The 25,177-nt window shown below is 41.0% G+C and carries 22 protein-coding genes and 1 pseudogene; 7 read left to right on the top strand and 16 right to left on the bottom strand.

Annotated elements, in window-relative coordinates; translation table 11 throughout:
* Positions 1 to 204: 204 nt before the first annotated feature.
* The 3 genes from ACHZES_RS19655 to modA are packed head-to-tail and all read right to left on the bottom strand — an operon-like array spanning position 205 to position 2,879.
* On the bottom strand, positions 205 to 1,257 hold the full coding sequence (locus ACHZES_RS19655) for a sulfate/molybdate ABC transporter ATP-binding protein (protein WP_395546334.1): 1,053 nt from the start codon (positions 1,255 to 1,257) through the stop codon (positions 205 to 207).
* A 1-nt stretch (position 1,258) separates the two neighbouring features.
* Positions 1,259 to 1,957 (bottom strand): molybdate ABC transporter permease subunit, encoded by a 699-nt coding sequence (modB, locus tag ACHZES_RS19650; protein ID WP_038276925.1) that lies wholly within the window; start codon positions 1,955 to 1,957, stop codon positions 1,259 to 1,261.
* Between the two features lie 28 nt (positions 1,958 to 1,985).
* Entirely contained in the window at positions 1,986 to 2,879 is an 894-nt protein-coding gene (modA, locus tag ACHZES_RS19645) for a molybdate ABC transporter substrate-binding protein (RefSeq protein ID WP_395546332.1), read from the bottom strand.
* A 248-nt stretch (positions 2,880 to 3,127) separates the two neighbouring features.
* On the opposite strand from modA, the gene ACHZES_RS19640 reads away from it, so the two are divergent.
* From ACHZES_RS19640 to ACHZES_RS19630, 3 genes are all read left to right on the top strand, one after another.
* Complete coding sequence (locus ACHZES_RS19640; protein ID WP_395546330.1) at positions 3,128 to 4,102, top strand: substrate-binding domain-containing protein; 975 nt, start codon at positions 3,128 to 3,130, stop codon at positions 4,100 to 4,102.
* Positions 4,103 to 4,278: 176 nt separating this feature from the next.
* On the top strand, positions 4,279 to 5,820 hold the full coding sequence (locus ACHZES_RS19635) for a DUF1538 domain-containing protein (protein WP_038276920.1): 1,542 nt from the start codon (positions 4,279 to 4,281) through the stop codon (positions 5,818 to 5,820).
* Positions 5,804 to 6,514 (top strand): hypothetical protein, encoded by a 711-nt coding sequence (locus ACHZES_RS19630; RefSeq protein WP_038276917.1) that lies wholly within the window; start codon positions 5,804 to 5,806, stop codon positions 6,512 to 6,514. The genes ACHZES_RS19635 and ACHZES_RS19630 overlap by 17 nt, the downstream gene beginning before the upstream one ends.
* Before the next feature lie 60 nt (positions 6,515 to 6,574).
* Here ACHZES_RS19630 and ACHZES_RS19625 read toward each other — a convergent pair whose 3' ends face one another.
* The 3 genes from ACHZES_RS19625 to ACHZES_RS19615 form a co-directional block, all read right to left on the bottom strand.
* Positions 6,575 to 7,930, bottom strand: coding sequence for a glycoside hydrolase family 18 protein (locus ACHZES_RS19625; protein ID WP_166429683.1), 1,356 nt, complete (start codon positions 7,928 to 7,930; stop codon positions 6,575 to 6,577).
* A gap of 231 nt (positions 7,931 to 8,161) precedes the next feature.
* Complete coding sequence (locus ACHZES_RS19620; protein ID WP_395546328.1) at positions 8,162 to 9,889, bottom strand: DUF2264 domain-containing protein; 1,728 nt, start codon at positions 9,887 to 9,889, stop codon at positions 8,162 to 8,164.
* Between the two features lie 21 nt (positions 9,890 to 9,910).
* Positions 9,911 to 11,044: a glycoside hydrolase family 88 protein gene (locus ACHZES_RS19615; protein ID WP_395546326.1), complete on the bottom strand. Its 1,134-nt coding sequence runs from the start codon at positions 11,042 to 11,044 to the stop codon at positions 9,911 to 9,913.
* 269 nt (positions 11,045 to 11,313) lie between these two features.
* On the opposite strand from ACHZES_RS19615, the gene ACHZES_RS19610 reads away from it, so the two are divergent.
* The 3 genes from ACHZES_RS19610 (at position 11,314) to ACHZES_RS19600 (ending at position 14,488) form a co-directional block, all read left to right on the top strand.
* Positions 11,314 to 12,657: an ABC transporter substrate-binding protein gene (locus tag ACHZES_RS19610; RefSeq protein WP_154522994.1), complete on the top strand. Its 1,344-nt coding sequence runs from the start codon at positions 11,314 to 11,316 to the stop codon at positions 12,655 to 12,657.
* Positions 12,658 to 12,749: 92 nt separating this feature from the next.
* A complete protein-coding gene (locus ACHZES_RS19605; RefSeq protein WP_089990447.1) occupies positions 12,750 to 13,631 on the top strand; it encodes a carbohydrate ABC transporter permease in 882 nt (293 codons plus the stop codon).
* 26 nt (positions 13,632 to 13,657) lie between these two features.
* Positions 13,658 to 14,488 (top strand): carbohydrate ABC transporter permease, encoded by an 831-nt coding sequence (locus tag ACHZES_RS19600; protein ID WP_038277399.1) that lies wholly within the window; start codon positions 13,658 to 13,660, stop codon positions 14,486 to 14,488.
* A 10-nt stretch (positions 14,489 to 14,498) separates the two neighbouring features.
* Here the strand turns inward: ACHZES_RS19600 and ACHZES_RS19595 are convergent, their stop codons facing one another.
* The 4 genes from ACHZES_RS19595 to ACHZES_RS19580 all read right to left on the bottom strand — a co-directional run bounded on the left by ACHZES_RS19595 (position 14,499) and on the right by ACHZES_RS19580 (position 19,917).
* Positions 14,499 to 16,043 carry a response regulator gene (locus tag ACHZES_RS19595; protein WP_395546323.1) on the bottom strand — a complete coding sequence of 515 codons (1,545 nt, stop codon included), beginning with the start codon at positions 16,041 to 16,043 and terminating at the stop codon, positions 14,499 to 14,501.
* Positions 16,044 to 16,046: 3 nt separating this feature from the next.
* Entirely contained in the window at positions 16,047 to 17,834 is a 1,788-nt protein-coding gene (locus ACHZES_RS19590; RefSeq protein ID WP_395546321.1) for a sensor histidine kinase, read from the bottom strand.
* A gap of 620 nt (positions 17,835 to 18,454) precedes the next feature.
* Positions 18,455 to 18,889, bottom strand: a complete 435-nt coding sequence (locus ACHZES_RS19585) for a hypothetical protein (protein ID WP_038276907.1) — start codon at positions 18,887 to 18,889, stop codon at positions 18,455 to 18,457.
* A 56-nt stretch (positions 18,890 to 18,945) separates the two neighbouring features.
* The gene (locus ACHZES_RS19580; protein WP_395546318.1) at positions 18,946 to 19,917 is read right to left on the bottom strand and encodes a GNAT family N-acetyltransferase; all 972 of its coding nucleotides are present in this window, start codon (positions 19,915 to 19,917) and stop codon (positions 18,946 to 18,948) included.
* 326 nt (positions 19,918 to 20,243) lie between these two features.
* Here ACHZES_RS19580 and ACHZES_RS19575 point away from each other — a divergent pair, with 326 nt between their 5' ends.
* Positions 20,244 to 20,519, top strand: coding sequence for a hypothetical protein (locus ACHZES_RS19575; protein WP_395546316.1), 276 nt, complete (start codon positions 20,244 to 20,246; stop codon positions 20,517 to 20,519).
* A 214-nt stretch (positions 20,520 to 20,733) separates the two neighbouring features.
* Here ACHZES_RS19575 and ACHZES_RS19570 read toward each other — a convergent pair whose 3' ends face one another.
* The 6 genes and pseudogenes from ACHZES_RS19570 to ACHZES_RS19545 all read right to left on the bottom strand — a co-directional run bounded on the left by ACHZES_RS19570 (position 20,734) and on the right by ACHZES_RS19545 (position 24,973).
* Positions 20,734 to 21,246 (bottom strand): dihydrofolate reductase family protein, encoded by a 513-nt coding sequence (locus ACHZES_RS19570; RefSeq protein ID WP_038276898.1) that lies wholly within the window; start codon positions 21,244 to 21,246, stop codon positions 20,734 to 20,736.
* Between the two features lie 89 nt (positions 21,247 to 21,335).
* Positions 21,336 to 21,821, bottom strand: a complete 486-nt coding sequence (locus tag ACHZES_RS19565) for a hypothetical protein (RefSeq protein ID WP_395546315.1) — start codon at positions 21,819 to 21,821, stop codon at positions 21,336 to 21,338.
* Positions 21,822 to 21,909: 88 nt separating this feature from the next.
* Positions 21,910 to 22,467: a DUF3267 domain-containing protein gene (locus tag ACHZES_RS19560; protein ID WP_395546314.1), complete on the bottom strand. Its 558-nt coding sequence runs from the start codon at positions 22,465 to 22,467 to the stop codon at positions 21,910 to 21,912.
* A gap of 385 nt (positions 22,468 to 22,852) precedes the next feature.
* Entirely contained in the window at positions 22,853 to 23,938 is a 1,086-nt protein-coding gene (locus tag ACHZES_RS19555) for an RNA-guided endonuclease TnpB family protein (protein ID WP_404820260.1), read from the bottom strand.
* A 1-nt stretch (position 23,939) separates the two neighbouring features.
* Positions 23,940 to 24,257, bottom strand: a pseudogene (tnpA, locus tag ACHZES_RS19550) (IS200/IS605 family transposase); the annotation flags it as partial.
* A 158-nt stretch (positions 24,258 to 24,415) separates the two neighbouring features.
* A complete protein-coding gene (locus ACHZES_RS19545) occupies positions 24,416 to 24,973 on the bottom strand; it encodes a class I SAM-dependent methyltransferase (RefSeq protein WP_395546311.1) in 558 nt (185 codons plus the stop codon).
* Positions 24,974 to 25,177 lie beyond the last annotated feature (204 nt).

Below are 25,177 nucleotides of genomic sequence, written 5' to 3'. Positions count from 1 at the left end.
CTCTCATCCAATCCTGGCCTGTTGAAATATACTTCGGTATACCTTTACACCCGGTAAAACGGGGCGGGTTCTGCCAAAAATGCATGGCAGGAAAGTGGAAATATATAGAAGTAATTATGGATTATAAGCCAAAAGATTATACTGCTTTTTCATAAAATGATTGTAAGCATTTCTATACTCATTGTCAACCGGTTCTCACAAACACTATAGCAAAAGCAGGAGGTCTTCCTTGGGAAACTTCATAAATGGCGGAATATTTTGAATCTTTCCTTCCTCAAAGTCCATTTTATCCTGGACCCACCAGATCTTTGAGGAGGATTTATCGTCTGAGTTCTGGAACAGGTACTGCCTTTGGAAAGGCGTATCAGCAAACCCAGCCAATTCAATTCCCATGACATTTTCCTCCGACCGTTCCTGAACCGGAATCAGGTTATGGCCCCGGATTCCCACGTACCTGACGGAATCTCCGATTTTCTCCTCTGTTTTAAGCTTTATCTTCCATTCACAGGCATAAAGCTCATAATCACTTATTTTCTCTATGGATGATATATTTTTGCAGCCGGTCAGCTTTGCCGCTTCCATTCGTTCCGGTCTTCGGAAAATGTCTTTTGTGCAGCCTTTTAATATAGTCTTTCCTTCTGAAAGGAGCATCATATGGTCACAGAATTTGTAGATTTCATCTCTGGAATGGGATACCATGAGCACATCACCGCTATAGTCCCTGATCAGTTCCAGCATTTCCATCTGAAGCGTGTCCTTTAAAAAGCCATCCAATGCAGAAAAGGGCTCATCTAACATAATAATATCCGGTTTGTATAAAAGCATGCGGGCCAGAGCCACTCTTTGCTGCTGCCCTCCCGATAGCTGGGAGGGGTATCTTTTTTCCAGCCCTTCCAGCTGAAAGCGCCTTAGCTGTTCTGCAACAAGGGGTAACTTATCCCGTTTTTTTCCTGGAAGCACGATACTTAAGTTTTCCTCTACGGTCATGGTGGGAAACAAGGCATAGTTCTGAAACAGGTAGCCGGTACGGCGTTCTCTGGCAGGTAGATTGATCCCTTTTTCCGAATCAAACAACACCTTCCCGTTTAAAACAATCCGGCCTTGATCCGGTGTTTCAATTCCTGCCACACATTTTAAAGTCATACTTTTCCCGCAGCCTGAGGCTCCTAAGATCCCCATGCAGCCGGCTTCAGTCTCAAATTCTACATTTAATTCAAATCCTGAAAACTTTTTTCGGATGTTTACCTGCAATGCCATATCAAATCCACCTGTTCACATGTTTCATATTTTTTCCGGATATATAATTTATAACAGCAACGATAAAAAAAGACAAGATAACAATGACAAAAACCCAGAATCCAGCCTTATCCCAGTTTCCTGCCGCTACTTCGGAAGCTATTGCAACGGAAACCGTTCTGGTCTTTCCCAGGATGTTCCCTGCCAGCATGGCAGTGGCCCCGTATTCTCCGATGGCTCTTGCAAAGGCGAGCACGGTCCCGGAAGCCAGTCCAGGTGCCGCAATGGGAACGATAATCTTCCAGAAAATCTTCCTCTCCGATAAACCAAGGGTCCTTCCCGCATGAATCATGTCAACGTCTACCTGCTCAAAAGCTGCTCTCGCATTCCGGTACATCAAAGGAAACGCGATGACAAAAGCAGCTATAACACAGCCTGGCCATGTTTGTACCATTTTTATGTTAAATTCTTCAAAAAGGAATTTACCGAAAGGTCTGCGAAGGCTGAAGATCAAAAGAAGAAAGAACCCGGCCACAGTAGGCGGGAGCACTAAAGGCAATGTTAAGATACCATCTACAATGGATTTTGCCGTGTTATTCAGCTTCATGATCAGTCTAGCAGCGCCTATTCCCAGAAAAAATGTCAGCACAGTTGCCAGAATCCCCGTTTTAAGAGAAATAAAAAGGGGACTCCAATCTATTGTTTTCATCAGATCAAGCATAGATTTTCACCCCCTTTTTTATGTATTATTATTTTGTGGATTTTGCAAATCCGGCATCTGTAAACAGCTTCATAACGCCTTCATCGTTTACCAGATACTCTTTAAAATCAGCGGCTGCCTTAACCTGCCCCTCTGAAGCCTCCTTGTCGATGATCAGGCCCACCGGATAAACAGCAGGATCGATCATGCTATTATCTGCTTCTGCAATGATTTCAACCTTGTCTGCCATAGAAGCTGCATCGGTTGCATAAACAACACCAACTTCATTGCTTCCTTCTGCAACTGCTGTCAAAACAGCAGTAACATTCGCGCCTTCATTAATTTCCATCTTCATTACCTGATCAAGGGTTCCCAGATTGGTGAACAGCTTTCTCGCATACTGGCCAACTGGTACATCCTCTCCTGCGAGAGCAAGGCTTGATGCCTTTGTGATATTGTCAAAACCAGTTACCTCAGTTTTCCCATCTTTTGGCTTAATAAGAACAATCTTATTTTCAAGCAGGTTGCTGATGGAGCCGTCTACTACAAATCCGCCTTCTTTTAACGCATCCATCTGCTTGGTTGCTGCAGAAAAGAAAACGTCACACTGGGCGCCTTCTTCGATCTGGGTCTGAAGAGTGCCGGAGCTGTCTGCATTGTATATTATGTTTACATTTGGATGATCTTTTTCATAAGTTTCCTTAATCTTTTCCATTGTATTTTTTAAACTGGCCGCAATAAAAACATAAAGGTCTTCTTTCTCTGCCTTTGCCTCGGTGGTTTCAGCTGCCTTCGTAGTTTCTTCAACCTTACTGGTCTCCTCTTTTGCAGTTGTCTGATCTGCCTGCGTAGCCTTTGTACCGGTTGAACCGCACCCCGCAACCGTACCGGCAGCAAACATAGCCGCCATCATTACTGCAAGTAATTTCTTTCCTGATTTCATAATACTTCCTCCTGGTTTTTGAACAATAATATATTATTGTTCATTTTAATTATGTTTCGTTGGGTTTTGTCCCGTTTGGTAATTACCAATTCATTTTAGATGATATCCTACGGATTGTCAATGCCAATCTAATTTTATAATAATATCGGGATTTGAGCCGGCTTTTGCGGCTTTGATTGACAATGAAATGAAATATGCTATAACTATTTATAAATAATGGAAACCACAAGAAATAAAGAGGAAACCGTATGGAAAAAATATATACCACCCAGGAAGTCGCCGATCAGCTTAAAATTAAAAAATCCACTGTATATGAACTGATAAAGAGGGGAGAATTAAGTGCAAGCAAGGTAGGTAAGCAGATAAGGATCAGTCAGGAACAGCTGGATGAATATTTAAAGATTCCAGGCAGCAACAGCTCTTCCCACGCAGATGAACCTCTTCCCGGGATCATGGACATCCCCCTGTTTACCGCCGATTCTGCAATCCGGCAGATGGATTATCTTCTTAATGCCAGCGGCCTGATTATAAGCAGCCAGGAATCCAGAGTTGTGGAGCTGTTTCGCAGCCAGCTGAGCCTGCGTCCGGACAGCCTTCCCATCCTGCATTCTTATATGAATGAATATAACAGCCTGTATTCCCTGTACTTTGAAAAGACCCATATGGCTCTCACCTCTTTCTGTATCGGCCGGGAAGGACAGGAAATTCAGCAGATTCAAAACCTGATGCCAGGAAAGGAAGCCGTAGTCCTTCATATCTGCAATCTTCAGGCAGGTCTTTATATCAGAAAAGGAAATCCAAAGGGCATACACACCTTAAAGGATTTATGCCGGCCGGATATTAGGTTCATAAACCGAGAGAAGGGTAACGGGTACCGGATCTATATGGACTCCAGCCTTTCAACTCAAAACACGGAGAAGGCCGCTATACACGGATACCAGAAGGAATGTCTCTCCCACATGTCAGCCGCTAATGCGGTCGCATCGGGAAGTGCTGACGCAGGCATCGGCGATATCTCCCACCTGGCTGCATACCCACAACTGGATTATATCCCTCTGTCCTTTGCATCCATGGACCTGGTCTTTTCTAAGGAAGCCTTTAACCATCCGGTCTTTCAAAGCATTGCCGATACCGTAAATTCTCAGGAATTTAAAAACAACCTCCTTCCATTAAAAGGGTATGAAATTAGTAAGACAGGTAATTGTACATTTGTGAACAGTTGAAAAGGGAATTTTCCAGAAATACCAATTGTTCATAAAAATTTTAGTTGCACTCGCAACTAATTGTATGTTAAACTAGTCATGATCTAAAAAGAGTCTGCAGGCTCACGCACAATTCTGTGCAAATTATCATTCTTAAGAATCCCTATCATAAAAGACGGACAACAGGAGGTATCTCTTTGAATCAAAAATTAAAAGAAAAAATAGTAGAATCCTTATCATCTGTCCTGCCCGTTACATGTATCGTGTTGATCCTGTGCATAACCATCACTCCCATGCCTCTTGACCCACTGATGCTGTTTCTGGTAGGTGCAACCCTTTTAACCGTTGGAATGGGCTTTTTCACACTTGGTGTTGATATGTCCATGATGATTATCGGCGAAAAAGCGGGTGCCCACCTGGCAAAATCCAAAAAGCTTCCGCTTATTGTTTTTGCCTGTTTTGTCGTTGGATTTATCATTACCATCGCAGAACCTGACCTTCAGGTCCTGGCGGGACAGACGCCCGCAGTTCCTGACATGGTCCTGATTCTTTCTGTGGCCGGAGGAGTTGGGGTATTCCTGGCAATCGCATTTTTAAGAACCTTGTTTGGCTGGACCTTATCCCATATCCTTATGATCTGTTATGCCATACTCTTTGTAACGTCCGCTTTTGTTCCTAAAGAATTTCTGGCTGTAGCCTTTGACTCCGGCGGTGTTACAACAGGACCTATTACAGTGCCCTTTATCATGGCTCTTGGCGTGGGTCTCTCATCAATCGGACGGGGTAAGAACTCGGATAGCGACAGCTTCGGTCTGGTCGCCCTATGTTCCATAGGACCGATTCTTTCCGTTATGATACTGGGTCTGGTCTATAAATCCTCTGCCACTGATTATGAACCCTTAATGATCCCTTCCATAAATAATTCCCAGGATCTCTGGCTGGCTTTTCAGCATGAACTTCCTGATTATGCATGGGAAGTCTTTTTGGCTCTTTTTCCTGTTTTGGTGTTCTTTATCATATTCCAGCTTTTCTTTCTGAAGCTGCGAAAAAGACAGTTGATTAAAATCCTGGTAGGACTCATCTACTCTTACATCGGACTGACGCTCTTCCTTACCGGCGTCAACGTAGGTTTTATGCCTGCCGGTAATTATCTGGGGCAGCAGCTTGCCTCACTCCATTATAACTGGGTCATGGTTCCCATCGGCATGCTTATCGGTTACTTTATCGTGAAAGCCGAACCTGCCGTACAGGTTTTAAATAAGCAGGTAGAGGAGATTACAGGAGGATCAATCTCAGAAAAAACCATGATGACAGGATTATCCATAGGCATGGCTATCTCCCTTGGATTGTCAATCATAAGGGTTATGACCGGCCTGCCCTTAATGGCTCTCTTGCTTCCCGGCTACGCCCTGGCCCTTGGCCTTTCCTTTGTGGTCCCACCTATTTTTACGTCCATTGCCTTTGATTCGGGCGGGGTTGCTTCCGGTCCTATGACGGCTACCTTCCTGCTTCCTTTTGCAATGGGAGCCTGTGAGGCTCTGGGAGGAAATATTGTAACTGATGCCTTTGGTATCGTAGCCATGGTTGCCATGACGCCTTTGATCATTATTCAGCTCATCGGTGTTTCCTATAACTACAAAACTAAAAAAGCGAACGTTCCGGCCAATGCGCCGCTTCTTAATATGGAGTTAGAATTTATTGACTTAGGAAAGGAGGAGGCTGATGACTTCCAATCGTAAAATAAACTGGATCACGATTATCGTAGCCAGAGGAAAGGGCGAGAAAGCAGCTTCCGTTTTTAGAGAACATCATCAGGAACTGCTTCTCATTACCAGAGGACATGGAACCGCAAGCTCTGCAATCAGGGATTGCCTGGGGTTTGATGAGCCGGAAAAAGATCTGGTTATCGGAATTGTGGAGGAAGCAGCTACCAGACGCTTACTATCTGCACTGCACGAAACATTAGAGCTTGAAAAGCCAGGCTATGGCATTGTATTCACCATCCCCTTATCAGGGATCAGCGCCGCTGCTTCCAGTATATTAGAAACTGCCCCGGCAGCCGGGGATATGCCCACATCCACAGATTATCACAAGGAGGATCGCTCTATGTCAGATACGATCAGATACGAACTAATTGCTGCTGTCATCAATACCGACCTTTCCGCTCCTATTATGGAAGCGGCAAGAAATGCCGGCTGCAAGGGAGGAACCCTGGTCAAAGCCAGAGAAGCTCTTGCTGATGATTCAAAAAAGCTTTTTGGTTTGACTCTTTCCAGCGAGAAGGAAATTCTCCTTATCCTGGTTCCCTTCACGGATAAACAGGCAGTTCTTAAATCCATCTGTGAAACGGTGTTAAAAGAAACCGGAGAACATGCCATTGCTTTTTCTCTTCCCGTTGATGAAGTTGCTGGTCTAAGCACTTTGGAAAAATAAGATAAAAACAGGCGTCAATTCCATATTCCCTGCCTGGGATAAGGAACTGACGCCTTTCTTTTATTGTTTTAATCCATGATACAGTGCACTGAGAAGTTCTCCCTTTGGATCCTGGCTCAGCTCCCAAACCATAGCACCGCCTAACTTCTTTGATTTGATATAATCAGATTTATAGCCTATGGACTTCGGGTCTTCATAGCTTATAAAGATTGTACCATTAAATATCCAGGGAGCCATTGATTGGGAATGGAAATGACTGGTATAACCTGGTTTATTTAAATATTTGTCTTTAATATCCTGATATCCAATGGAACTGGAACCGCCAAAGGTCTGGTACATTCCATTGTTTGAATTATTTACAGAAGAATATAAATATCCGTAGAACGGAATCCCCATTACAAGCTTTTCTGCCGGAAAAGAGGCGCCCAGCCAGGCATTGACAGCCTTATCCACACTGGATTTATACTGAGGAGAAGGATCATCGTTGTCATATAAAGGAGCCAGAAGATCTGTATTGGAATCCCAATATCCATGCAGATCATAGGTCATGAGATTTGCATAATCCAGATACTGGGCCAGCTTTGACAGTTCTACTTTGTTTATGTAAGAAGTATCCGCTCCTCCTGCAATGGTCAGTAAGTAGTGCTTATTGTCAGCAGCACCCTGAGCATCCAGTTTTTCTCGAATCTTTTTAAGAAGCAGAGTAAAATTATGTTTATCTTCTCCGCGCCTGGTATTTGTTGCCAGACCTCCGCTGACCGGATACTCCCAGTCCAAGTCAACTCCGTCAAACCCGTATTTTTTAATGAAATCAACACAACTGTCTGCAAATGCAGTCCTGGTCTCCTCTGTCAGAGCCGCATCCGAGAATTTCCCTGACCAGTTCCAGCCTCCGACGGAAATCAGTGTTTTTAAATCCGGATTTGTCTGCTTTAAAGAATTTAAAAGCTTTATATTAGAAGAATCCACGTCAGGATAACCCAGGGTTAGCTTTAAGTCAGAACCAATGTTGGCAAAGGCATAATTAATATGGGTCAATTTCCCGGCATCGATCTGATTTGGATAGTAATTATAATAGGCCGCCCATGCTGCATAATATCCAACTAATTTTCCGGACTGTAAGTTGGTGGGTTCCGTTGCGGGTAAAGCTGATGATTCCGCTGCTAACGAAGTAGACTGTTCCGTTGCGGGTGGTGCATCTGATTCCTCTGCAGCAAGGACAGCAGCCGTTTCAGAATTATCTGCAATGGTTTTCGGGGAAAGAGGTACCGGATTGTCTGCAACCGTTATGGTTGTGGAATCTTGGGAAGGTTCTGAGGAAATTCTGTTAGGCTTTTCAGCAAATGCCACCCTGCTTAAGTAACAACTCAGAATGATCACCATAAAAACGGAGACAGACAGAAATAGTTTCTTCATAATACTTTTGTTCATCACATGTTCCTTTTCTCTCTTAGTTTTTTACAAGTATAACATGCTGGTTATTCTTTGAACAACGCGCAAAAAATGGTTCAATTGTATATATATGGCATATAAATCTCTGGTTTCCTGTTCCTTTTATTACCAACCGTATGATAATTACAAATTAAAAAAGACTGGTTATTCAATCTTCCATTGAATAAATACCAGCCTTTTTGATTATAACTCGTGTTATACCACACTCTCATCGGTTACTTCCAGGAATTCAGTCATGACCGTCTGAGTTCCTTCTATAATTTCGTACACAACACTGGGAATCACTGTTTTCGGATCCATTAGATTGGTGTTAGGCGCAGCATGGATCAGGAATCCCTTCCCCTTCTTTCCTACACATCTGGCCTGGTAACCGGTCCAGCCATTGTATACTGATGCAACTCCCTCATTTTCCAATAGTTCTTTCCTTGTCTCCTTATTACAAGGTATGGCAAAACCGCAATCAAAGGCTTTGCAGGAGAATCTGCTGTTAATTGTATGAATTCTTCTGTGCCCCTTAGGAAGAAGCACAATCCTTGTTACGATATCGACTCCCTCGCAGGGAGACCATTCCATATAGATTTCATTATTCTCAATATACGAACGTCCTGTAATTCCTTTCGTATGAATCATCCCACCATGCTCTACAGCCAGAACACTGTCAGGAGCCGCTTCCTCCAAAGTCCGAAGAGACCGGGGAACACTAAATGCGAACTTACTGGAATATACAAACTTAGAATATTTCTCCTCCATGTGCACATGGTGATGTGGCAGACTACGTCCCTTGACATAAGCAGATACTTCTCCTCCCAGACGCTGCACCAGCATAGAACCATTTGAAATTACACGCAGATCATCCATTTCTGGCAAGGGGGCTGCTTCCATCTCCCAAAAAGGATGGGCTGCCGGAAGAGATAACAGGGCAAATGCCTTCATGCACCAGTATGGAGAACCAGGGGCATTATACTGTTCCGACATCAGCAGATTGGAATATCCATATCCTATCGTCAGAATGCCGGCATTATCAAATATAGACTGTTTCAACCAGAACTGCAGATGGCGCACAATCAGTCCTTTCATCACCGGAAGAGGAAGCACCTCCAATTCATTGGCCACACACATGGAGAAAAATGAAACCTGTGCCAAACGATACGTCAAAGACCGTCCATAGGCCAGTGCAGAACCATCCTCCGCAAACCAGTAAAGGAATTCTCCAGCAAAGCTAAATGCCCTCTGTTCATAAATCCTGCACCGTTTAGGATCCTCTGCTTTCATATACCGTGCATATATAAGCCCATAATAATGAAATGCAAAGGAAACGTAATAGTCCTTTTCCCCATTCTGACCATCAATATACCAACCTTCCCCTTGATAACATGACTCAATATAATCCAGATATTCTATCAGACGATCTTCATTATATGGCCGTCCTTGAGACTTTAATGCAACATTAACCAGGATTCCAAAGAACATCCAGTTACAGGGCGGGCACTGATAATGGTTGATTCCATCCAGCCATCCGGCCAAATTAGACTGTTCCTGTTCTGACAGCGGTTCCCATACTACCTGCGGTGACATTAAAATCCCGTAAGAGATTGCGGCCATCTCAACAAACCGCTGATCTACATCTTGAAATCCTCCCCAGTACTCTGCACCATCCGGGTTTGTGCCTGCAGCCAGACCTTTTTGATAAATCTTTTTAAACTCTGACTCTTCGCTTCCTCCTGCCCACAATGGAACTAGCCCCCATAGCGGCCTTAAAAATCCTTCCGCCAAGGCGGCGTCCTGATCATAAACCGCCGCCGTGCTGCCTAATTTAAGACAGGCCCCTTTCTGAGAATAATATGGTTTTAGGGGATTCAGCAATTCTAAAACAAGCCTTTCAAAATCCTCTCTTTTATGCAGTCTCTCTATGATCTGTTTCATTGCCACACCTTCTTTCCCTCTTTACCAAATTAAAAAGTCTTTATTAAGAAGTCTTAAAACCGCTTCCACAAGGAAATAATCCGCATAAATTAAATCCGTCTGCCGGTTGCCGCTGCCATGGTAATCCACCTTGCACTGCTGCACGATCGAATCCACATTCGGATCCCAGTTACAGCACACTTCCGATATGGCTTTCACAATCCTTTCACCATGTTTCCGGTAAAGGGCTTTCTCTCCCTCCTCCACATGCTCCGCAATCTCTAAGAGTCCACAAGCGGCACACAATCCTGCGGAAGCATCCAGATATGCCGGTTGATCCGGCTGGCGGAAATCACAAAGCGGAATATATTCCGTCAAAGTGATATTGGAGATAAAATAATGGGCCGTCCTTTTCGCTGTTTCAAGATAAGCAGCATTCCCCGTATGTCGATAGCTCAGCGCAAAACCGTACAGAATCCACGACTGCCCTCTGGACCAGGAGGATGTATCCGAATATCCCTGTCCCGTCAGAATCCGTTCCAGTTCTCCGGTATCGGGGTTCAAACAGGCAATGTGCCCACAGGATCCGTCCTCTCTGACCAAAGTTCTCATGATTGTATCCGCATGATTCTTTGCAATGTTGTAAAATCTGGGATCCTTTAGTTCCTTACTCGCCCAATAAAGCAATGGGATATTCATCATGGAATCCACGATGATCCATCCGGTACAGTCCTCCCCCTCTTTCACACATTCCTGATTCCATGCCCTGATATAGCTTCCCGCCGGATTATATCTTCCAGCGAGAATATTGGCGGCCATCAGACCTCTCACTCTGGATTCCTCCGAGCCAGTCAGACGGTAATCGGCCACCGCACTATGGAGCCACATAAAACCCGTATCATGATGAAGTCCCATAAAACCATGCAGTGCTCCATCCAGAGTTTTTTCTGCCTCCTGCGCGTGCCGTTTGTATTCCTCCTTGCCGGTTGCGTAATACATTTTCCAGAGAATACCCGGCCAGAACCCATTGGTCCACCAGTAAATATCTTTCACGGCGTAATCTTCCGCATAGATACCATCTTTCGTCCAATACGGAATTCTTCCACCTATTCGTTTGCACTCTGCCTCTATCTTCCCCTCTATCTTCTTATATAATTGCTCCAACCACGCTTCCATTCTTAAAACCTCCTTTTTAATCTGCCATAAGTATAGTAGAATATAGACGGAAAATACATGGAGGATTTTCATAAATACTGTATGATTTTATCCCTGCAACCAGCAGCAACTGCAATATATTCCATGAAAGTTCATAATTTTATAGGGTTAAAATCAAAATTATCCTTCAGAGTTTCAATAATGGCGAAATAAAAACAGATATTCCATTCAATTACACCGTCTATTTTTTTATAATACCGATATCAACACAAACAACAGGAGGAGTTTACATGAAACTGAAACACTTGATGAAAAAAACAGCCGCATTAACCTGTATCGCAGCCTGTGGCGTTTCTCTGCTGACCGGCTGCAGCAGTACAAGCGCTAAAACCGAACCGGCTGAGAAGCAAGGAGCTGCACAGGCAGAAAATTCTGACACACAGAAAGGCGGCGGAGCACCGGTGGAGATCACCTTCACCGTCTGGGATTATGGCACAACCGATTACTGGAAAGTGCTTGTGGAGGCGTTTGAAAAAGAAAATCCCGATATCAAAGTAAAGGTTACTGATATCGGGGGAACCGATTACGACACCAAGATCCCGGTTCTTCTTTCTTCCGGCGATACCTCTGATGTCATCACAATCAAGAGCATGCCAATCTACACAAGTCTGGTAGAGAAGAACCAGTTGATGCCTTTGGATGATATGGTTGAAAAAAGCGGTTTGGATATGGCACCCTACTACGGTTCGGATGAAGGAATCAAGATCGGTAATCAGTTATATGGTCTTCCGTTCAGAAACGATTACTATCTCCTATATTACAACAAAACCCTGTTTGACAAAGCCGGTGTAGATTATCCTTCCAATGATATGACCTGGGACGAATACCGCGAACTGGCCAAGAAGCTGACTTCCGGCGAAGGCAATGACAAGGTCTATGGCTCCCATCTTCATACCTGGCCAGGCTCCCTCTACCGCTGGGGTATGGATAAAGATCATGCCATGGATAAAGGTGATTACCAGTTCTTAAAGCCTGTATATGAACTGTTCCTTGGCATACAGAACGAAGATAAAACTGCCATGGATTACGGTACATTAAAAACCGGTAATGTCCACTACAGCGGACCATTTTATAAAGAGCAGGTTGCTATGGAACCTATGGGTACCTGGTTTGCCAACTTAATCATTAATGCCAAAAATAAGGGTGAAACAAGCGTTGAATGGGGCGCAGCAAAAGCACCTCACTTCGAGGGCCAGGATCCAAATATTGCAATCAGCAACCCTACTCCAATTGCGATCAACAAAAATGCAGCCCATCCGGAAGAAGCATGGCGGTTCATTCAGTTCATGTGTTCCGAACCCGGCGCTGACCTCCTTGCAAGCCTGGGAACCCTTCCCGCTTACCAGAATGAGAAAACCATCAACACCCTGGTGAATGTAGAAGGTATGCCGGAAGGATTCAAAGAAGCTATCACTGTTGATTCCTTTGTGCTGGAATGTCAGATGATTCCTCAGGCTGGTGCCGTTGATAAGATAATTTCTGAAGAGCATGACTTAATTATGCTGGGAGCAGAGACCATAGATGACGGCCTTGACAATATGGCAAAGCGTGTTCAGAAGCTGCTGAACAAATAGTATCATCCATTAAAATCCTCTAAATCTACGTTGCAATGGATCTAGAGGATTTTAAAATTCTAATCGAAGGAGGAGCTGGCAACAGCATAACTATGACAAAGCGAAAAGTTAAAAATATGGCAATGGCCTACCTGTTCTTACTTCCCAATCTGGTTGGCTTTCTGATCTTCACCCTGATTCCAATCGTGTGTTCCATGGGGCTCAGTTTTATGGAATGGGATTCAGCCAACCCTATGGTATTCGTGGGGTTTGAAAACTTCAAACGTCTTTGGACCGATGACACCTTTAAGATTTCTTTATGGAATACGGTATATTACTCTGTATTCACCGTACCACTCACCATGGCGGCGGCTCTGGGCCTTGCAATCATTTTAAACCAGAAGATGAAAGGGATTAACATCTTCCGTACCATCTTCTTTTTTCCACATGTGGCATCCCTGGTAGCGATCGCAGTGGTATGGAACTTATTGTTCCATCCGACTCTGGGACCAGTCAACAATATTCTTAGGTTCCTCGGTATCGCCAATCCACCGGGATGGACCTCCTCCGTTGATTGGGCTATGCCGGTTATCATTATCGTGAGCATCTGGAAAAGTATGGGGTACTATATGATCCTGTATTTATCCGGCCTTCAGGCAATCCCCCGGGAACTTTACGAGGCAGCCAAGGTGGACGGAGCCAATTCCTTCCAGCGTTTTAAAAGCATTACCCTGCCCATGCTGACACCGACTACATTTTTCGTCAGTATCATGCTCACCATTGCCTGCTTTAAGGTATTTGACCTGGTATCCGTCATGACCAACGGAGGGCCTGGCCGGGCCACCAATGTACTGGTGTTTAACATCTATAACACTGCTTTCATCAACTATGAATTTGGCTATGCAAGTGCCATCTCCATGATATTGTTTATCATAGTCCTGGCTATTACCATCGTCCAGTTCCGGGCAGAAAAAAAATGGGTCAGCTACATGTAAAAAACGAGAGAAAGGAATTAAGAGGAATGAACTCACAAACTAGTTCTTTTAAAAAGATTATCCTTTATGGTCTGCTGATCATATTAAGCCTCATCATCCTGCTCCCATTTTTCTGGATGATGTCCTCCTCACTAAAAACCAGCCAGGATGTATTTTCCGTTCCCATGCACTGGCTTCCTGAACAGGTTAACTGGAAAAATTTTTCAGACATATGGACAAAGATTCCCCTGCTGCTATTCTTCAAAAACAGCTTTAAATTAGCTATCATCATCACCTTACTTCAAGTGCTGACCAGCAGCTTTGCGGCTTATCCGTTTGCCAAGATGAAATTCCCCGGCAGGGACTTTATTTTTCTATGCTATGTTGCAACCATTGCGGTGCCATGGCAGGTATATATGATTCCACAGTTTATCCTGATACGTAAAATGCATCTGGCCGACACTCACCTGTCCTTAATACTTATGCAGGCATTCACTGCATTCGGCGTGTTTTTGATCCGCCAGGCATACTTAGGCATCCCGACGGAACTGTCAGAAGCCGCCAGGATTGACGGCCTCAGTGAATTTGGAATCTATCAAAAAATCATGCTGCCACTGTCCAAACCTGCAATTGCGACCCTGGTCATCTTCAGTTTTGTCAATGTGTGGAATGATTACATGGGTCCCATGATTTACTTAAATTCCAATGAATTAAAAACCATACAGCTAGGACTACGCATGTTCATCACACAGTATTCGGCAGACTACAATCTGATTATGGCCGCTGCGCTGATTTCCCTGATTCCGGTCGGCTCACTATTCTTAAGTATGCAGCGCTTCTTCATCGAAGGGGTGGCCACCAGCGGTTTAAAGGGCTGATGGGCCTTGCTTAATTTCTTGCAATATACTCGCTGGGTGTCATCTGAGTTACCCTTTTGAATACTTTACTGAAATAATATGGATCTTCATATCCCAGCTTATTCGACACTTCATATACCCGGTTGTTATCCTGGAGCAGAAGCTTTTTGGCCTCCTCAATTTTTATCTCTGCAATATAGTCAGAAAAAGATTGCTGCGTGACCTTTTTAAAGATTCTGCTCAGGTAGCCCGGTGTAATCTCCAGTTCAGCCGCCACCTGATTCAAAGAAACTTTCTGGTAGACATTCTCTAAAATAAACTGTTTTGCTTTCTTAACTTTATATCGGTAAATTTCCCCCATATATTCCTGACTGAAGCTGTTAAGCCCCTGTTCCAGCCGAAGTACCCACGTACTTACCATCGCCAAATCCACCTCACTGCTAAAATCCCGGACGGAGGTATATTCTTTCCCAAACCAACGGATAAAAAAGGGCTTACTGTTGGAATCCAATTCATAAATCTGAGTGATCAGCAGATAACAAATATGTACAGCTTCCTCCCTTGTGGCACGCTGGGTGATAAACTTCTGCAGCTGCAGCAAAAAGTTCTCTATTGCATCAAACAAATCCGTCTCAGATTTTATATGATCCACCTGCTTTTCCAGATAGTGTGTATTTAATAGATCCATATAGAAATGTATTCTGGTATTGACTCCGCCGATATGGAAGGCAATGCTTTGCAAGGCTTCCTCAAATGCCTCCGGAAGATGCATGGCATTATGATGCGGGGTACTGATTCCAATCCTGATTTCCTGATTTAAATATTTCTTGATTGCCAGCTCCATCGCCTCACATTGAGAAATCAGCACTGATTTGGAAAGGACTCCTCCGCTCTCAATATAAAGCACAAATGTATCAGCCTCCAGATGATATTCATAAACTTCTACATCTTCTGAAATCTGCTCTTTACAGATATTGATCAGGAAATTCTGAGACAATTTACTCTGATTCCATTGTTCGTCCGGAAGTTCTGTCAGCTTTATGACCAGCAGCCGATAAGAGGCTCCTGACTTTAAGTTAAATGATTGTGGTTCCATCTTCCGGTAAAACTCTTTATCCTGACGCATCCTTAGGAGTTCTTTTAGAAAATGCTCTTTAAAATCATAGGAAGGCGGAACAGAAACCGGCTCTTTCCTCTTATCAGCTACCCGCTCTGATGCCTCTTTCACTACGCGGATTAATTCCTCTTCTTCCAGATTCAGCTTCATCAAGTAGTCCACAGCGCCTAGACGCATAGCGGCTCTGACCAATTCAAAATCATTATATCCACTGAGGACTACAAATACAGGCGGATCTGCTTCATTTGCAACCGCCTTCATCATGGCAATCCCGTCCATCTTCGGCATCTTGATATCAGTAAATACAATATCCGGCTTCCATTCCCGGATTTTTAAAAGCCCCTCCTCCCCACTGGCAGCCTGACCAATCAACCGACAGTCCATATCTTCCCAGTGAATCATGCTCTCCAGGCCTCGTCGGATCAGAGGTTCGTCATCTATAATCATGATTGTTTTCAATTTTTAACCTTCTCTCTCATAGGGGATTTTAATCATCACTCTGGTATACTCTCCCATACGGCTGGTGATTTCGATTCCATACTCTTTTCCGTAGGTCATTATAATCCGCTCTCGAATATTGCTGACACCGATTCCGCTGAGTCCCCGTACATTTTCCCCTGCCTCTTCCGGATATAAAAGGGAAGCAATCTGCTCCTTAGTCATTCCAATTCCGTCATCCACGATGCTAATATGAATATCATCTTCCACACGATCCAGATAGATGTCAATCCTGCCTCCTGAATCCTTTGGCTCGATTCCATGAAAGATAGCATTTTCCACAATTGGCTGCAATAAAAATTTCACAATATAGGCCTGGGTAATCTCACTGTTTCCAATGTGGTATTCCACCTGTATCTTTCCACTGTAACGGATGTCCTGAATCAGAATATAATCATCTAATAAGGACATCTCCTCGTAAATCGGTATCTTACTGTCTGTACCTTTGGAGATATTTTGAAGAAGACGGCCCAGTGCAGACGTCATATCCCGGATGGTATCCGCATGCTGCAGCGAGGCGATCCACTTAATCGAGTTTAGAGTATTATAGAGGAAATGCGGGTTAATCTGATTTTGAAGAACCTTAAATTCCAGTTTCTTCTTTACTTCCTCTTCCTGCTTTTCCCGTTCCATCAGCTGGAGAATCTCCCGTTCCATGTTGTTAATGGATATCGCAATTTTCTTAAACTCGTCATCCCCCTTTAGGACCATATTACCCTTAAAACCACTTCCCGGTACTTTCTTGATGTATTCGCTGATGGTATTAATCGGCCGCATCAGCATATTGCTTAAATAGAGAATTACAAATAAAATAGCCGTCACCGTAGTGAGGATGAGCAAGGCCAGCAGTCTGGTCATGCTGCGTTTCTCCTGTAAGAATGCCTCTAGGGAAGTACCCTGGATCTCTATCATATTTGTATTCGGAATCTGATAGTAATGGAGAATCATGGCCTCCCCATCATAGATTCCTGTAACATGACCGGTCTCCTGACCGGATTGAAGAATCTCTTGAACCATAGAAACATCTGACATATCTGTCCCCAACAGATTTTTATCAGTATGTGCAATGCATTGGCCGCTTCCGTTAATGATAAAAAGGTGCTCCTGTCTATTTTCCTCAGTTCCGGCAAGCAGATAATCTGAATACATATTATTCTGAAAGATCAATAAGCACCAGCCTATGGGCTTGCCGGTCAGATTGTCATAAATACGGCTGCTCATAGGGAAAACAAAGGTATCTTTCGCATACCGGTCCATGCTCAGAATCAATTCATCCGCTTTCCTTCTCTGGAATGTTTCCATCCAGCCCGCTTCCATGATATCCGCTTCCCGAAGAAGGGAATAACCGTTGCCCATCTGAAAGGAAGAACCATCCTCATTCATGATCAGTATTTTAAAAATCTTATTTTCTACGTTGGCATTAATGGCATATTCCATGGTATAGGAGCTGAATTCAATAATGTCCATCTGTTTTTCATAAACCTGATCATATGACTTTTTCAAAATTTGTTCCAGGCGTTGATTATATGTAATCCAGCCAAGTAATTGCTCTGCCGCATCTATTTGACGTTCGATATTCATACTTAAATACTTCAGCTTTTCAATGCTTGCTGCATTCGTATCCTCAACGATACGGTTATTCAGGATATTCTGATATAAAATGCTGATAATGATTAATGGCACCAGCCCTACAGACATAAGGGCAACCATCAACTTCCTTTTAAAACTGTTAACTAAAAATACCTTCTTCATTTCCCACCGGATTTTCTCTTTTTTCTTTTCTTTGTAAATAATAGTCAAACAGGCATATCACGAAAATAGATATGCCTGTACCAAACAAAATTTTTATTCCTCCGCCTCCAGCAAATAAGGAGTGATCTGATATACATAGAAGGAATGTTAAGTTACTTTTTATACTCTTCTAAACGTCGCATTTACAAGGGTTTAATGAGTCATGCTATATAATACCCCAAATCAGTAAGAAAAGACCAATTCAGTAATATAAGTAATATTATATTACCAAACGGTCTTTTTTACAACATTATAAAGGCGAATATCTGCGTCTCACAATCATAGTTGTTTTTCAGCATATTTTCAACGCATAAGGGAAAATATATATCGACAAGCACCTAATGCGGAATCAGAGACATATATTAACATTACGTATGGGTAGCGCTTCCTGCAGCCAGCTGGTGCTTTATATAGATACGGGATTTTCCTGGGCGGCAAACGCGTATTTACAAGCGCGATGCCGTTTACATAACCTTTCAAATCCCAATCCTATAAGCTCACCTTGTTCTTTTTATGAGTCCCTCATTCCATGACTCCACTCAATTTCTGTCCGCAGTGTTAACAAAATTTATCAGACTTATTTACAAAAACTGATGCATATCTTCAGCAAGCTTTTCTTCGAGACTAATAAGCCGTTTCGTAATATCTTTAGGCTTTTCGTCAGCCGCCTTATACTGATTTAGATACTTATTGAGCGATTTTACACCCATATTGCATCCATCTGTTATCAAGTCAGCAATTGTATGGTCTGACTCCTTCACAATCAATTTCGCATTTGTTTTTATCCACGACATAGCTTTAGCCATTGGGTTCGGCTCTTTGCCGTCGTCGTGAAGTTCATCTAAAAGGGTGTGTATCTCATTTTTTAATTTAACATGTTTGTCTTTGCAGTCAATCAAATATTTTTTCAGCTTATCATCATAGGCATATTCTAAAACTTCATCAATTGACGCGACTCCCATTTTTATCCCTGCATCGCACGCACGTAATAGTTCTATCGTATCTGACTCTATCATATTTTCTCACAACTCCTTATTTTATTGTATAAAATAAGTATGTCTATTTTTATGGCTTATATCCAATTTTCATGTTCACCATTCAATACTGGTATATAAAATCTTTTAAATTCAACACCTGGAATAAATCCAAGTTCATAATAAACTGATTCAGAAGCGTTTCCTATTGTTACAAACAATCGTAATATAGGATATTCCTTATTCAAAATTGTTAGTGCATTTTTAAGCATTGTTGTTGCGAGATACTTTCCTCTATGCGAAGAATCCACCCCAATTGAATGTATTAAAGGCCACTCCTCAAAAAGTGATACAAGACAAGCACCAATTAACTTTTTTTCTATTTTGTCATATACAAGTGTAGATGCGTCAAGTAAAATGTTTTCAGTACAGTCGTTAAAGTAAGCATTTACTTCACCTAAGTAATATTCATATGTACATTCTTGCTCATTTTGTTTAGTAAAATATTCACGATCTATACCGCCACTAAAACTTTCATAAAATAGTTTAGCAATTTCTTCGTTATCACTTTTCTTTGGAATTCTTACTGTTATAGCATTATCCCATACAAAATCAAAAACTTCCGTAGGTCTCATCATCCATCGTCTATTTTTATCTGGCCAAAAACCGAGCATTTCAAAGTAGTGAGATTGCTCCTGAGGAATTTGATAAGCATATATGTTATTGTTGGAATCTGACCATTGAAGCAATAGCTTTTTTAATAATTTTATTATTTCAAATATGTTTGTAAAAGGAGGAATAATAAATAAACGTGATATTACATTAGGCTCTATTAGAACTCCACCGATTCTTAGTTCACCAGCCTTTATCCAGTAAAAGCTTTCATCTTTGGCAAAGGGATTATCGAGACTTATTGATAATCGTAAATCCCAATGCTTAACGGCAAATCTATTATAAATTTTATCTCCGTAAACTGATTCATATATTGCGAATTCTTTTGGATTGGCTTTTATAATCGAATATTTATCTGATAGTTCATAACAATCTATATTTCTTGACCAATTTTGCATGTTAACCTAATTCTCCTTTTATGTGGTTAATTTGATTGTATATTTCATTCTATATCTTCTCTACAAGACCTCCACACACAAGCCAAGTGGTTCTACATCTAACCCTTCATTCTCTTGTGTTCTCAGCCGGTGTGTTTGGTGTCGTGCTTTCTTTTGCCCATAAAATTAACCCTACAAGCAACCCAAAAATGCAATAGCTCCCATGATATACCTCCATCTTACTCTTATAATTGCAGCTTTTTAATTATTTGACATATATTTTTACATTTCTCATATAATTTATTTGTAGGCTCACGCCAGAAACGAGAATCGAAAGGAGACGTTCCATGATAAAGGTTAATCATTTTTCTGAATTATCTCTTCAGGATCAGTATATTCTGATCGATCACATCTTTTTTAACTATAAGATGATTCCAAGCATTAACTATCAACAGACTGCTTATGGTCTGAAGGCTCGCTTCAACCGCTTTACAGGGGTTAATATTGGGCACCAAATTACTTCACAGTGCTTCATGGAAGCCATGGTTGAAGCAGGTTACAAAGCGATTCCTGCTAAAAAAGATGTTATACCTAATTGGTATTTTAATGTTGGTAGGGTTTAATTTATACCCCATTGACTCATCTCATTTTGCACTCCAAAAGTTATGGAGTGCATCTTACGTAAAAAGCAATGATACTTTCAATCTATGTTTCGTCAAATCTCATAGACATATAAAAAAGACTACTAACCTAATATTAAAGTTTGTAGTCTTGTAATTTATAGATTGGAATTTATATGACCAGATTATTGTAGGGATTTTGAAAAGCTACAACGAATCATATTTTACTATAAATTAATTCTGCAAATTGTCCGTATTTTTTTACTTCTTTTAAGCAAAATCGCTTTAACTCTTCTTTTTGTGAAAATAGTGGTATCCCCGTCCCTAATAATACAGGGGCGATCTGAATTATCAGGTTATCAACCAAATGACTATCTAGCAGAGGGGCTAATATTGTATTTCCTCCGATAATCCAAATATTTTTATCCATCTCTATTTGTTTCACGAATTCAACAACATCACAATTTATAGGAATAAATTCCTTGGCCGATAAGCTTTCAGCATGTGTAAAAACATAATTTCTGGTAGTAGGATAAATACCGCTGATATCTCCTATTTTTTCTATTTCATTAAATGTTCTCTTACCCATTATAGTAATATCTATGTTTTTATAGAAGCTTTCATAACCAGTTTCTTCTATTGTACCAGTTTGATAAAGCCAATCCAGGTTATGGTTTTTGTCAGCAAGATAGCCATCCATAGTAATACAGCCGTAAAAAAACACACTCATTTTTTACCCCTCCTTTGATTAATTCCTGTTTAGTAATATATATTTAAAATTAATTTTTATTGCCCATATTATTCTTATTAGTGAATGTTCTAATTCATGGGAACGTATACGTCCATATAGTGGACTCCATCTATATCATACTCTTCTTCGAATGCAAGTCTATTTTCCCATGATGATGTTTTAGCAAATTCTAAAAGCATATGGTATGCATTTGTTATGTTCTCAAAAGAGTTACTATGCGGATTCGTTATAGTAATTGTTGCATAAGTATCCTTTTCTATGTATGCGATTTCAGCCCCTTCACACTTTGGAACAAAATTCTCTGGTATGACGTAGGCAGCAACATAGCCCCTTAGACCGAACTTTTCCTGCTGTTCTTTTGTAACAAAAGGAAAATCCCAACCAATCTGTTTTCTTTTGTAGCCTTCAATATCAGATAAGCCGCTTTTTTCTGCCCACTTATCCAAATAGGCAATAACATCCATTTCGGGAGCGGGGCTAATAACAACATATCTAGCTACTTTAAATCTTTCAAGTGTAACGGTTCTGATTTCGCTATAAATATTTTTGTCCATTTCATTTACCTCCTCAAATTTAAATAATATACAGTTACAATTGCTAAACTAATTTCAAAAATACTTTAATAGTTTTAAATAATTTAGATTATAATTGTTTTGAATGCATTGTCATAGACACCCCTGTGTCCTGTATTAAAGTATCGTCAGGCATCTTACTAATTAAAAAAGTTACATATAAGTCGCCGACTGCACCCGTTAAGTTTCCGATCTGTACAAAATATATTATCCAAAAATAACTCTGTTGTACCATAGCATTAATTATAAATAAAACAGTACCGAGAATTACAACAGGAGCAAGTAATATTACGATGTAATGTTTTTTATTGAAATAAGCATCACTACCTGCATATGCACAGAACCGAGCATGGCCGTAATATGCTTTTAACCCACTAAATTTATTCATAAAATATTTGTGTATCGCTTCATGTAAAATAATATAGATTATATACAAAAATACAGCAAGAATTAATAGGTACAAAAATTCTGAATCAACTGTAAAGCTTATTGGTTTATTAATGGCGCATAAAACTGCCATAGAGATAAAAATTATAAATGAAAAGATATTTATAACAAAAAATGTTTTTTTATCTTCTGTCAAATCTACCTTTCTTATTTCATTATATCCTTCTGGTAATTGATTCATATTTGTTACTCCTTTTAAGCCTTAGATCTCATGCGTATTGCTCTAGTATACAGCACTTCCTACTGGCTATCAATATTTAAGTTTCAAACACTTATTTTATCCACTAATTACAATGGCTTCTTCTCCGCACCAACTAATTTTGCAACCTATTAGATATTTTAATTTATGTCTTATAGATTATCTCATACCGCAATAAAAAACTACCAGCTCAATACTGATAGTTAGTAGTTCGTAATTAACACTAGTGACATACTCCCACCACTTAGCACCACATTTGGGATCTACCAAATGCTTATGCTAGAAGTGAGGGCTTCTTGCTCAAGTAACCTAACGGTTACAGTATCAACAAGCTATCCCCGTGTGCCCCACGGTTTCTCTTAGATGTTTATGCCAATACTAATATTCCTTGTTTCTTGATATTGCGTGCAGCATTTACATCTCTGTCACAAACGAAACCGCATTCACATCGATAAGTGCGTTCCGACAGAGATAATTCTTCTTTTACGTTTCCACAGCAAGAACAGGTTTTACTGCTTGGATACCATTTACTAATTTTTATCAGTTTCTTTCCCTGTTCAGACAGCTTGTAGTCTAGCAATGAAGTGAATATTCCCCAGCCATTATCGTGAACGCTCTTTCCGAAATTCAAGCTCTGGGACATTCCCTGCATATTTAGGTCCTCAATACACACCGCATCGTAGACATTGGTTATCTGTCTTGACAGCTTATGTAAAAAGTCTTTTCGTTGATGTGATACCTTTTCATGCAATCTGGCTACCCTGATTCGCTGTTTATTACGGTTTTTACTTCCAATCCGGCATTTCGATAACCTTCTCTGTTCCTTTTGTAACTGCTCCATGCTTTGACGATAGTAGCGGGGATATGCTGCAGTCACTCCGTCAGAAGAAACAAATAGCTCTTTCATGGAAAAATCCAGTCCTACAACATTTTCTGCCTTTACTGGCTGGATTACCTCCTCATATTCAAAAAGAACAGAAATAAAATATTTTCCTGTGGGTGTTTTTGATACTGTCGCAGATTTAATAGCATAGTTATTTGGTACAGGTCTATGCTGTTTCAACTTTACAAATCCGACTTTTGGAAGTTTGATACGCCCTTCCTCCATACGAATACTGCCTTTTTGATTATTGGTCGTATAACTGTCCTGATGTCGATGTTTGCTTTTGAACTTAGGAAATCCTGACTTGGGGGAACGGAAGAAATTACGATACGCTGCTTGTAGATGGAGCTGGGCATTGGCGAGTGCCAGACTGTCTACTTCTTTCAGCCATGGGAATTCTTCTTTATACTGTGCAGGCGTATTACTCAGTGTTTTCCCTGTCTCATGATAATAGTCAATTTTATCACCAAGCATTTTATTATAGATAAATCTGACACATCCAAAGGTCCTGGTCAGTAAATTCATTTGTTCTGCATTAGGATAAAGTCTGAATTTATAAGCTTTATTCACTCTACTCACCCTGGCTTTCGATATACTGCTTAAGGACAGTTAAGGGAGCTCCACCAGCGGTTATCAGACAAAAGCTTTGACTCCAGAAATATTCGTTCCACAGTTTCTGACGAACTTCCGGAAACTCTTTCTTAATCAGTCGGCTGCTGGCACTTTTATAAGCATTGATAAACTTACTGATTTCGGTTTTGGGATGGGCACGAAATAAAATATGGATATGGTCTGCATCATGATTCCATTCCATAAGTGTTATATGGTAGTTCGGTGCGATGTACTCAAAAATCTCCTTCGCACGAGACGATATAAGGTTATCTAAAACCATAGTATCACCAGCCTTTCATTCTATTCGACTGAATATGTTATATCGCAAAAATTGATTTGTATTAAGAGATTATAGCGATTCATCCCACCACCTTAGAGGTGGGGGAATTCTCGCTAATATATGTTAAATTGGAATTAAGGATTTTTTTCTATTGTTTATTTGGTGCAAGTGAGAAAATATTGAATCATCGGCCCCATCTTCTCTTTCTTTACTACTTTAAAATATGGCATCAATATTGTCTCAAATTCATTATTCGATATATTATATCGATCAGTTCGGTCCAGATAATCTTCAATAAGTGCTGTAATTTGAAATTCAGGACTTCCTATATCTGGGATATCAAGTATATATTTACCTTCCGGTTTCATTATCCTATGAGCTTCTGCAATTGCCTGCTTTACAAAGTCCTTTTCAAAATATTCCAACGAACCAATACAAGCACCAATATCAAAAAAGCTTTCAGCATATGGTGTTACATGCATACTGCCGCAATATAAAGAGCCAATCGTAACGTGATTCTTGTGAACAAATTCTTGCAGCAGCTCTATGCTCTTTTCACTTATATCAACTCCATAATATGTTGATGGCCATTCATTATATCCTCGAAACATTAAGTTCAAACAACACCCAAGGTCAATAAAGTTCATGCCTTTTTTGGGGGATAGATATTCCACTATTTCTTTTTGACCGCTGTCTGAGAGTGTTTCATTCATCCGCATTTTCAGATACAAAGTATAATTAGGATTATTTGTAATATGTGGTGGAAGGCTCTCTTAAGAATCAATCCCTTTTCGTCCTAAATCAATTCCTTTATCATACGATTTGGCAACTAACTCCAAATGCTCTTTCATTGTGTTAACCCTCCGACTAAATTCCAATATACTTTGTTTAATAATACAACAACCCCTTCTAACTAT

Origin of the sequence: Lacrimispora sanguinis (assembly GCF_044987295.1) — a bacterium.
GTDB classification, from domain to species: domain Bacteria; phylum Bacillota; class Clostridia; order Lachnospirales; family Lachnospiraceae; genus Lacrimispora; species Lacrimispora celerecrescens_B.
The sequence above is the reverse complement of the archived record's forward strand: the minus strand, read 5'-3'. Positions and strand labels throughout refer to the sequence as shown.

Excerpts from the sequence above, each read along its gene's own strand:
- ACHZES_RS19655 (WP_395546334.1), bottom strand. The coding sequence starts at position 1,257 with ATGGCATTGCAGGTAAACATCCGAAAAAAGTTTTCAGGATTTGAATTA.
- modB (WP_038276925.1), bottom strand. The coding sequence starts at position 1,957 with ATGCTTGATCTGATGAAAACAATAGATTGGAGTCCCCTTTTTATTTCT.
- modA (WP_395546332.1), bottom strand. The coding sequence starts at position 2,879 with ATGAAATCAGGAAAGAAATTACTTGCAGTAATGATGGCGGCTATGTTT.
- ACHZES_RS19640 (WP_395546330.1), top strand. The coding sequence starts at position 3,128 with ATGGAAAAAATATATACCACCCAGGAAGTCGCCGATCAGCTTAAAATT.
- ACHZES_RS19630 (WP_038276917.1), top strand. The coding sequence starts at position 5,804 with ATGACTTCCAATCGTAAAATAAACTGGATCACGATTATCGTAGCCAGA.
- ACHZES_RS19625 (WP_166429683.1), bottom strand. The coding sequence starts at position 7,930 with ATGAAGAAACTATTTCTGTCTGTCTCCGTTTTTATGGTGATCATTCTG.
- ACHZES_RS19620 (WP_395546328.1), bottom strand. The coding sequence starts at position 9,889 with ATGAAACAGATCATAGAGAGACTGCATAAAAGAGAGGATTTTGAAAGG.
- ACHZES_RS19615 (WP_395546326.1), bottom strand. The coding sequence starts at position 11,044 with ATGGAAGCGTGGTTGGAGCAATTATATAAGAAGATAGAGGGGAAGATA.
- ACHZES_RS19610 (WP_154522994.1), top strand. The coding sequence starts at position 11,314 with ATGAAACTGAAACACTTGATGAAAAAAACAGCCGCATTAACCTGTATC.
- ACHZES_RS19605 (WP_089990447.1), top strand. The coding sequence starts at position 12,750 with ATGACAAAGCGAAAAGTTAAAAATATGGCAATGGCCTACCTGTTCTTA.
- ACHZES_RS19600 (WP_038277399.1), top strand. The coding sequence starts at position 13,658 with ATGAACTCACAAACTAGTTCTTTTAAAAAGATTATCCTTTATGGTCTG.
- ACHZES_RS19590 (WP_395546321.1), bottom strand. The coding sequence starts at position 17,834 with ATGAAGAAGGTATTTTTAGTTAACAGTTTTAAAAGGAAGTTGATGGTT.
- ACHZES_RS19585 (WP_038276907.1), bottom strand. The coding sequence starts at position 18,889 with ATGATAGAGTCAGATACGATAGAACTATTACGTGCGTGCGATGCAGGG.
- ACHZES_RS19580 (WP_395546318.1), bottom strand. The coding sequence starts at position 19,917 with ATGCAAAATTGGTCAAGAAATATAGATTGTTATGAACTATCAGATAAA.
- ACHZES_RS19575 (WP_395546316.1), top strand. The coding sequence starts at position 20,244 with ATGATAAAGGTTAATCATTTTTCTGAATTATCTCTTCAGGATCAGTAT.
- ACHZES_RS19570 (WP_038276898.1), bottom strand. The coding sequence starts at position 21,246 with ATGAGTGTGTTTTTTTACGGCTGTATTACTATGGATGGCTATCTTGCT.
- ACHZES_RS19565 (WP_395546315.1), bottom strand. The coding sequence starts at position 21,821 with ATGGACAAAAATATTTATAGCGAAATCAGAACCGTTACACTTGAAAGA.
- ACHZES_RS19560 (WP_395546314.1), bottom strand. The coding sequence starts at position 22,467 with ATGAATCAATTACCAGAAGGATATAATGAAATAAGAAAGGTAGATTTG.
- ACHZES_RS19545 (WP_395546311.1), bottom strand. The coding sequence starts at position 24,973 with ATGAATGAAACACTCTCAGACAGCGGTCAAAAAGAAATAGTGGAATAT.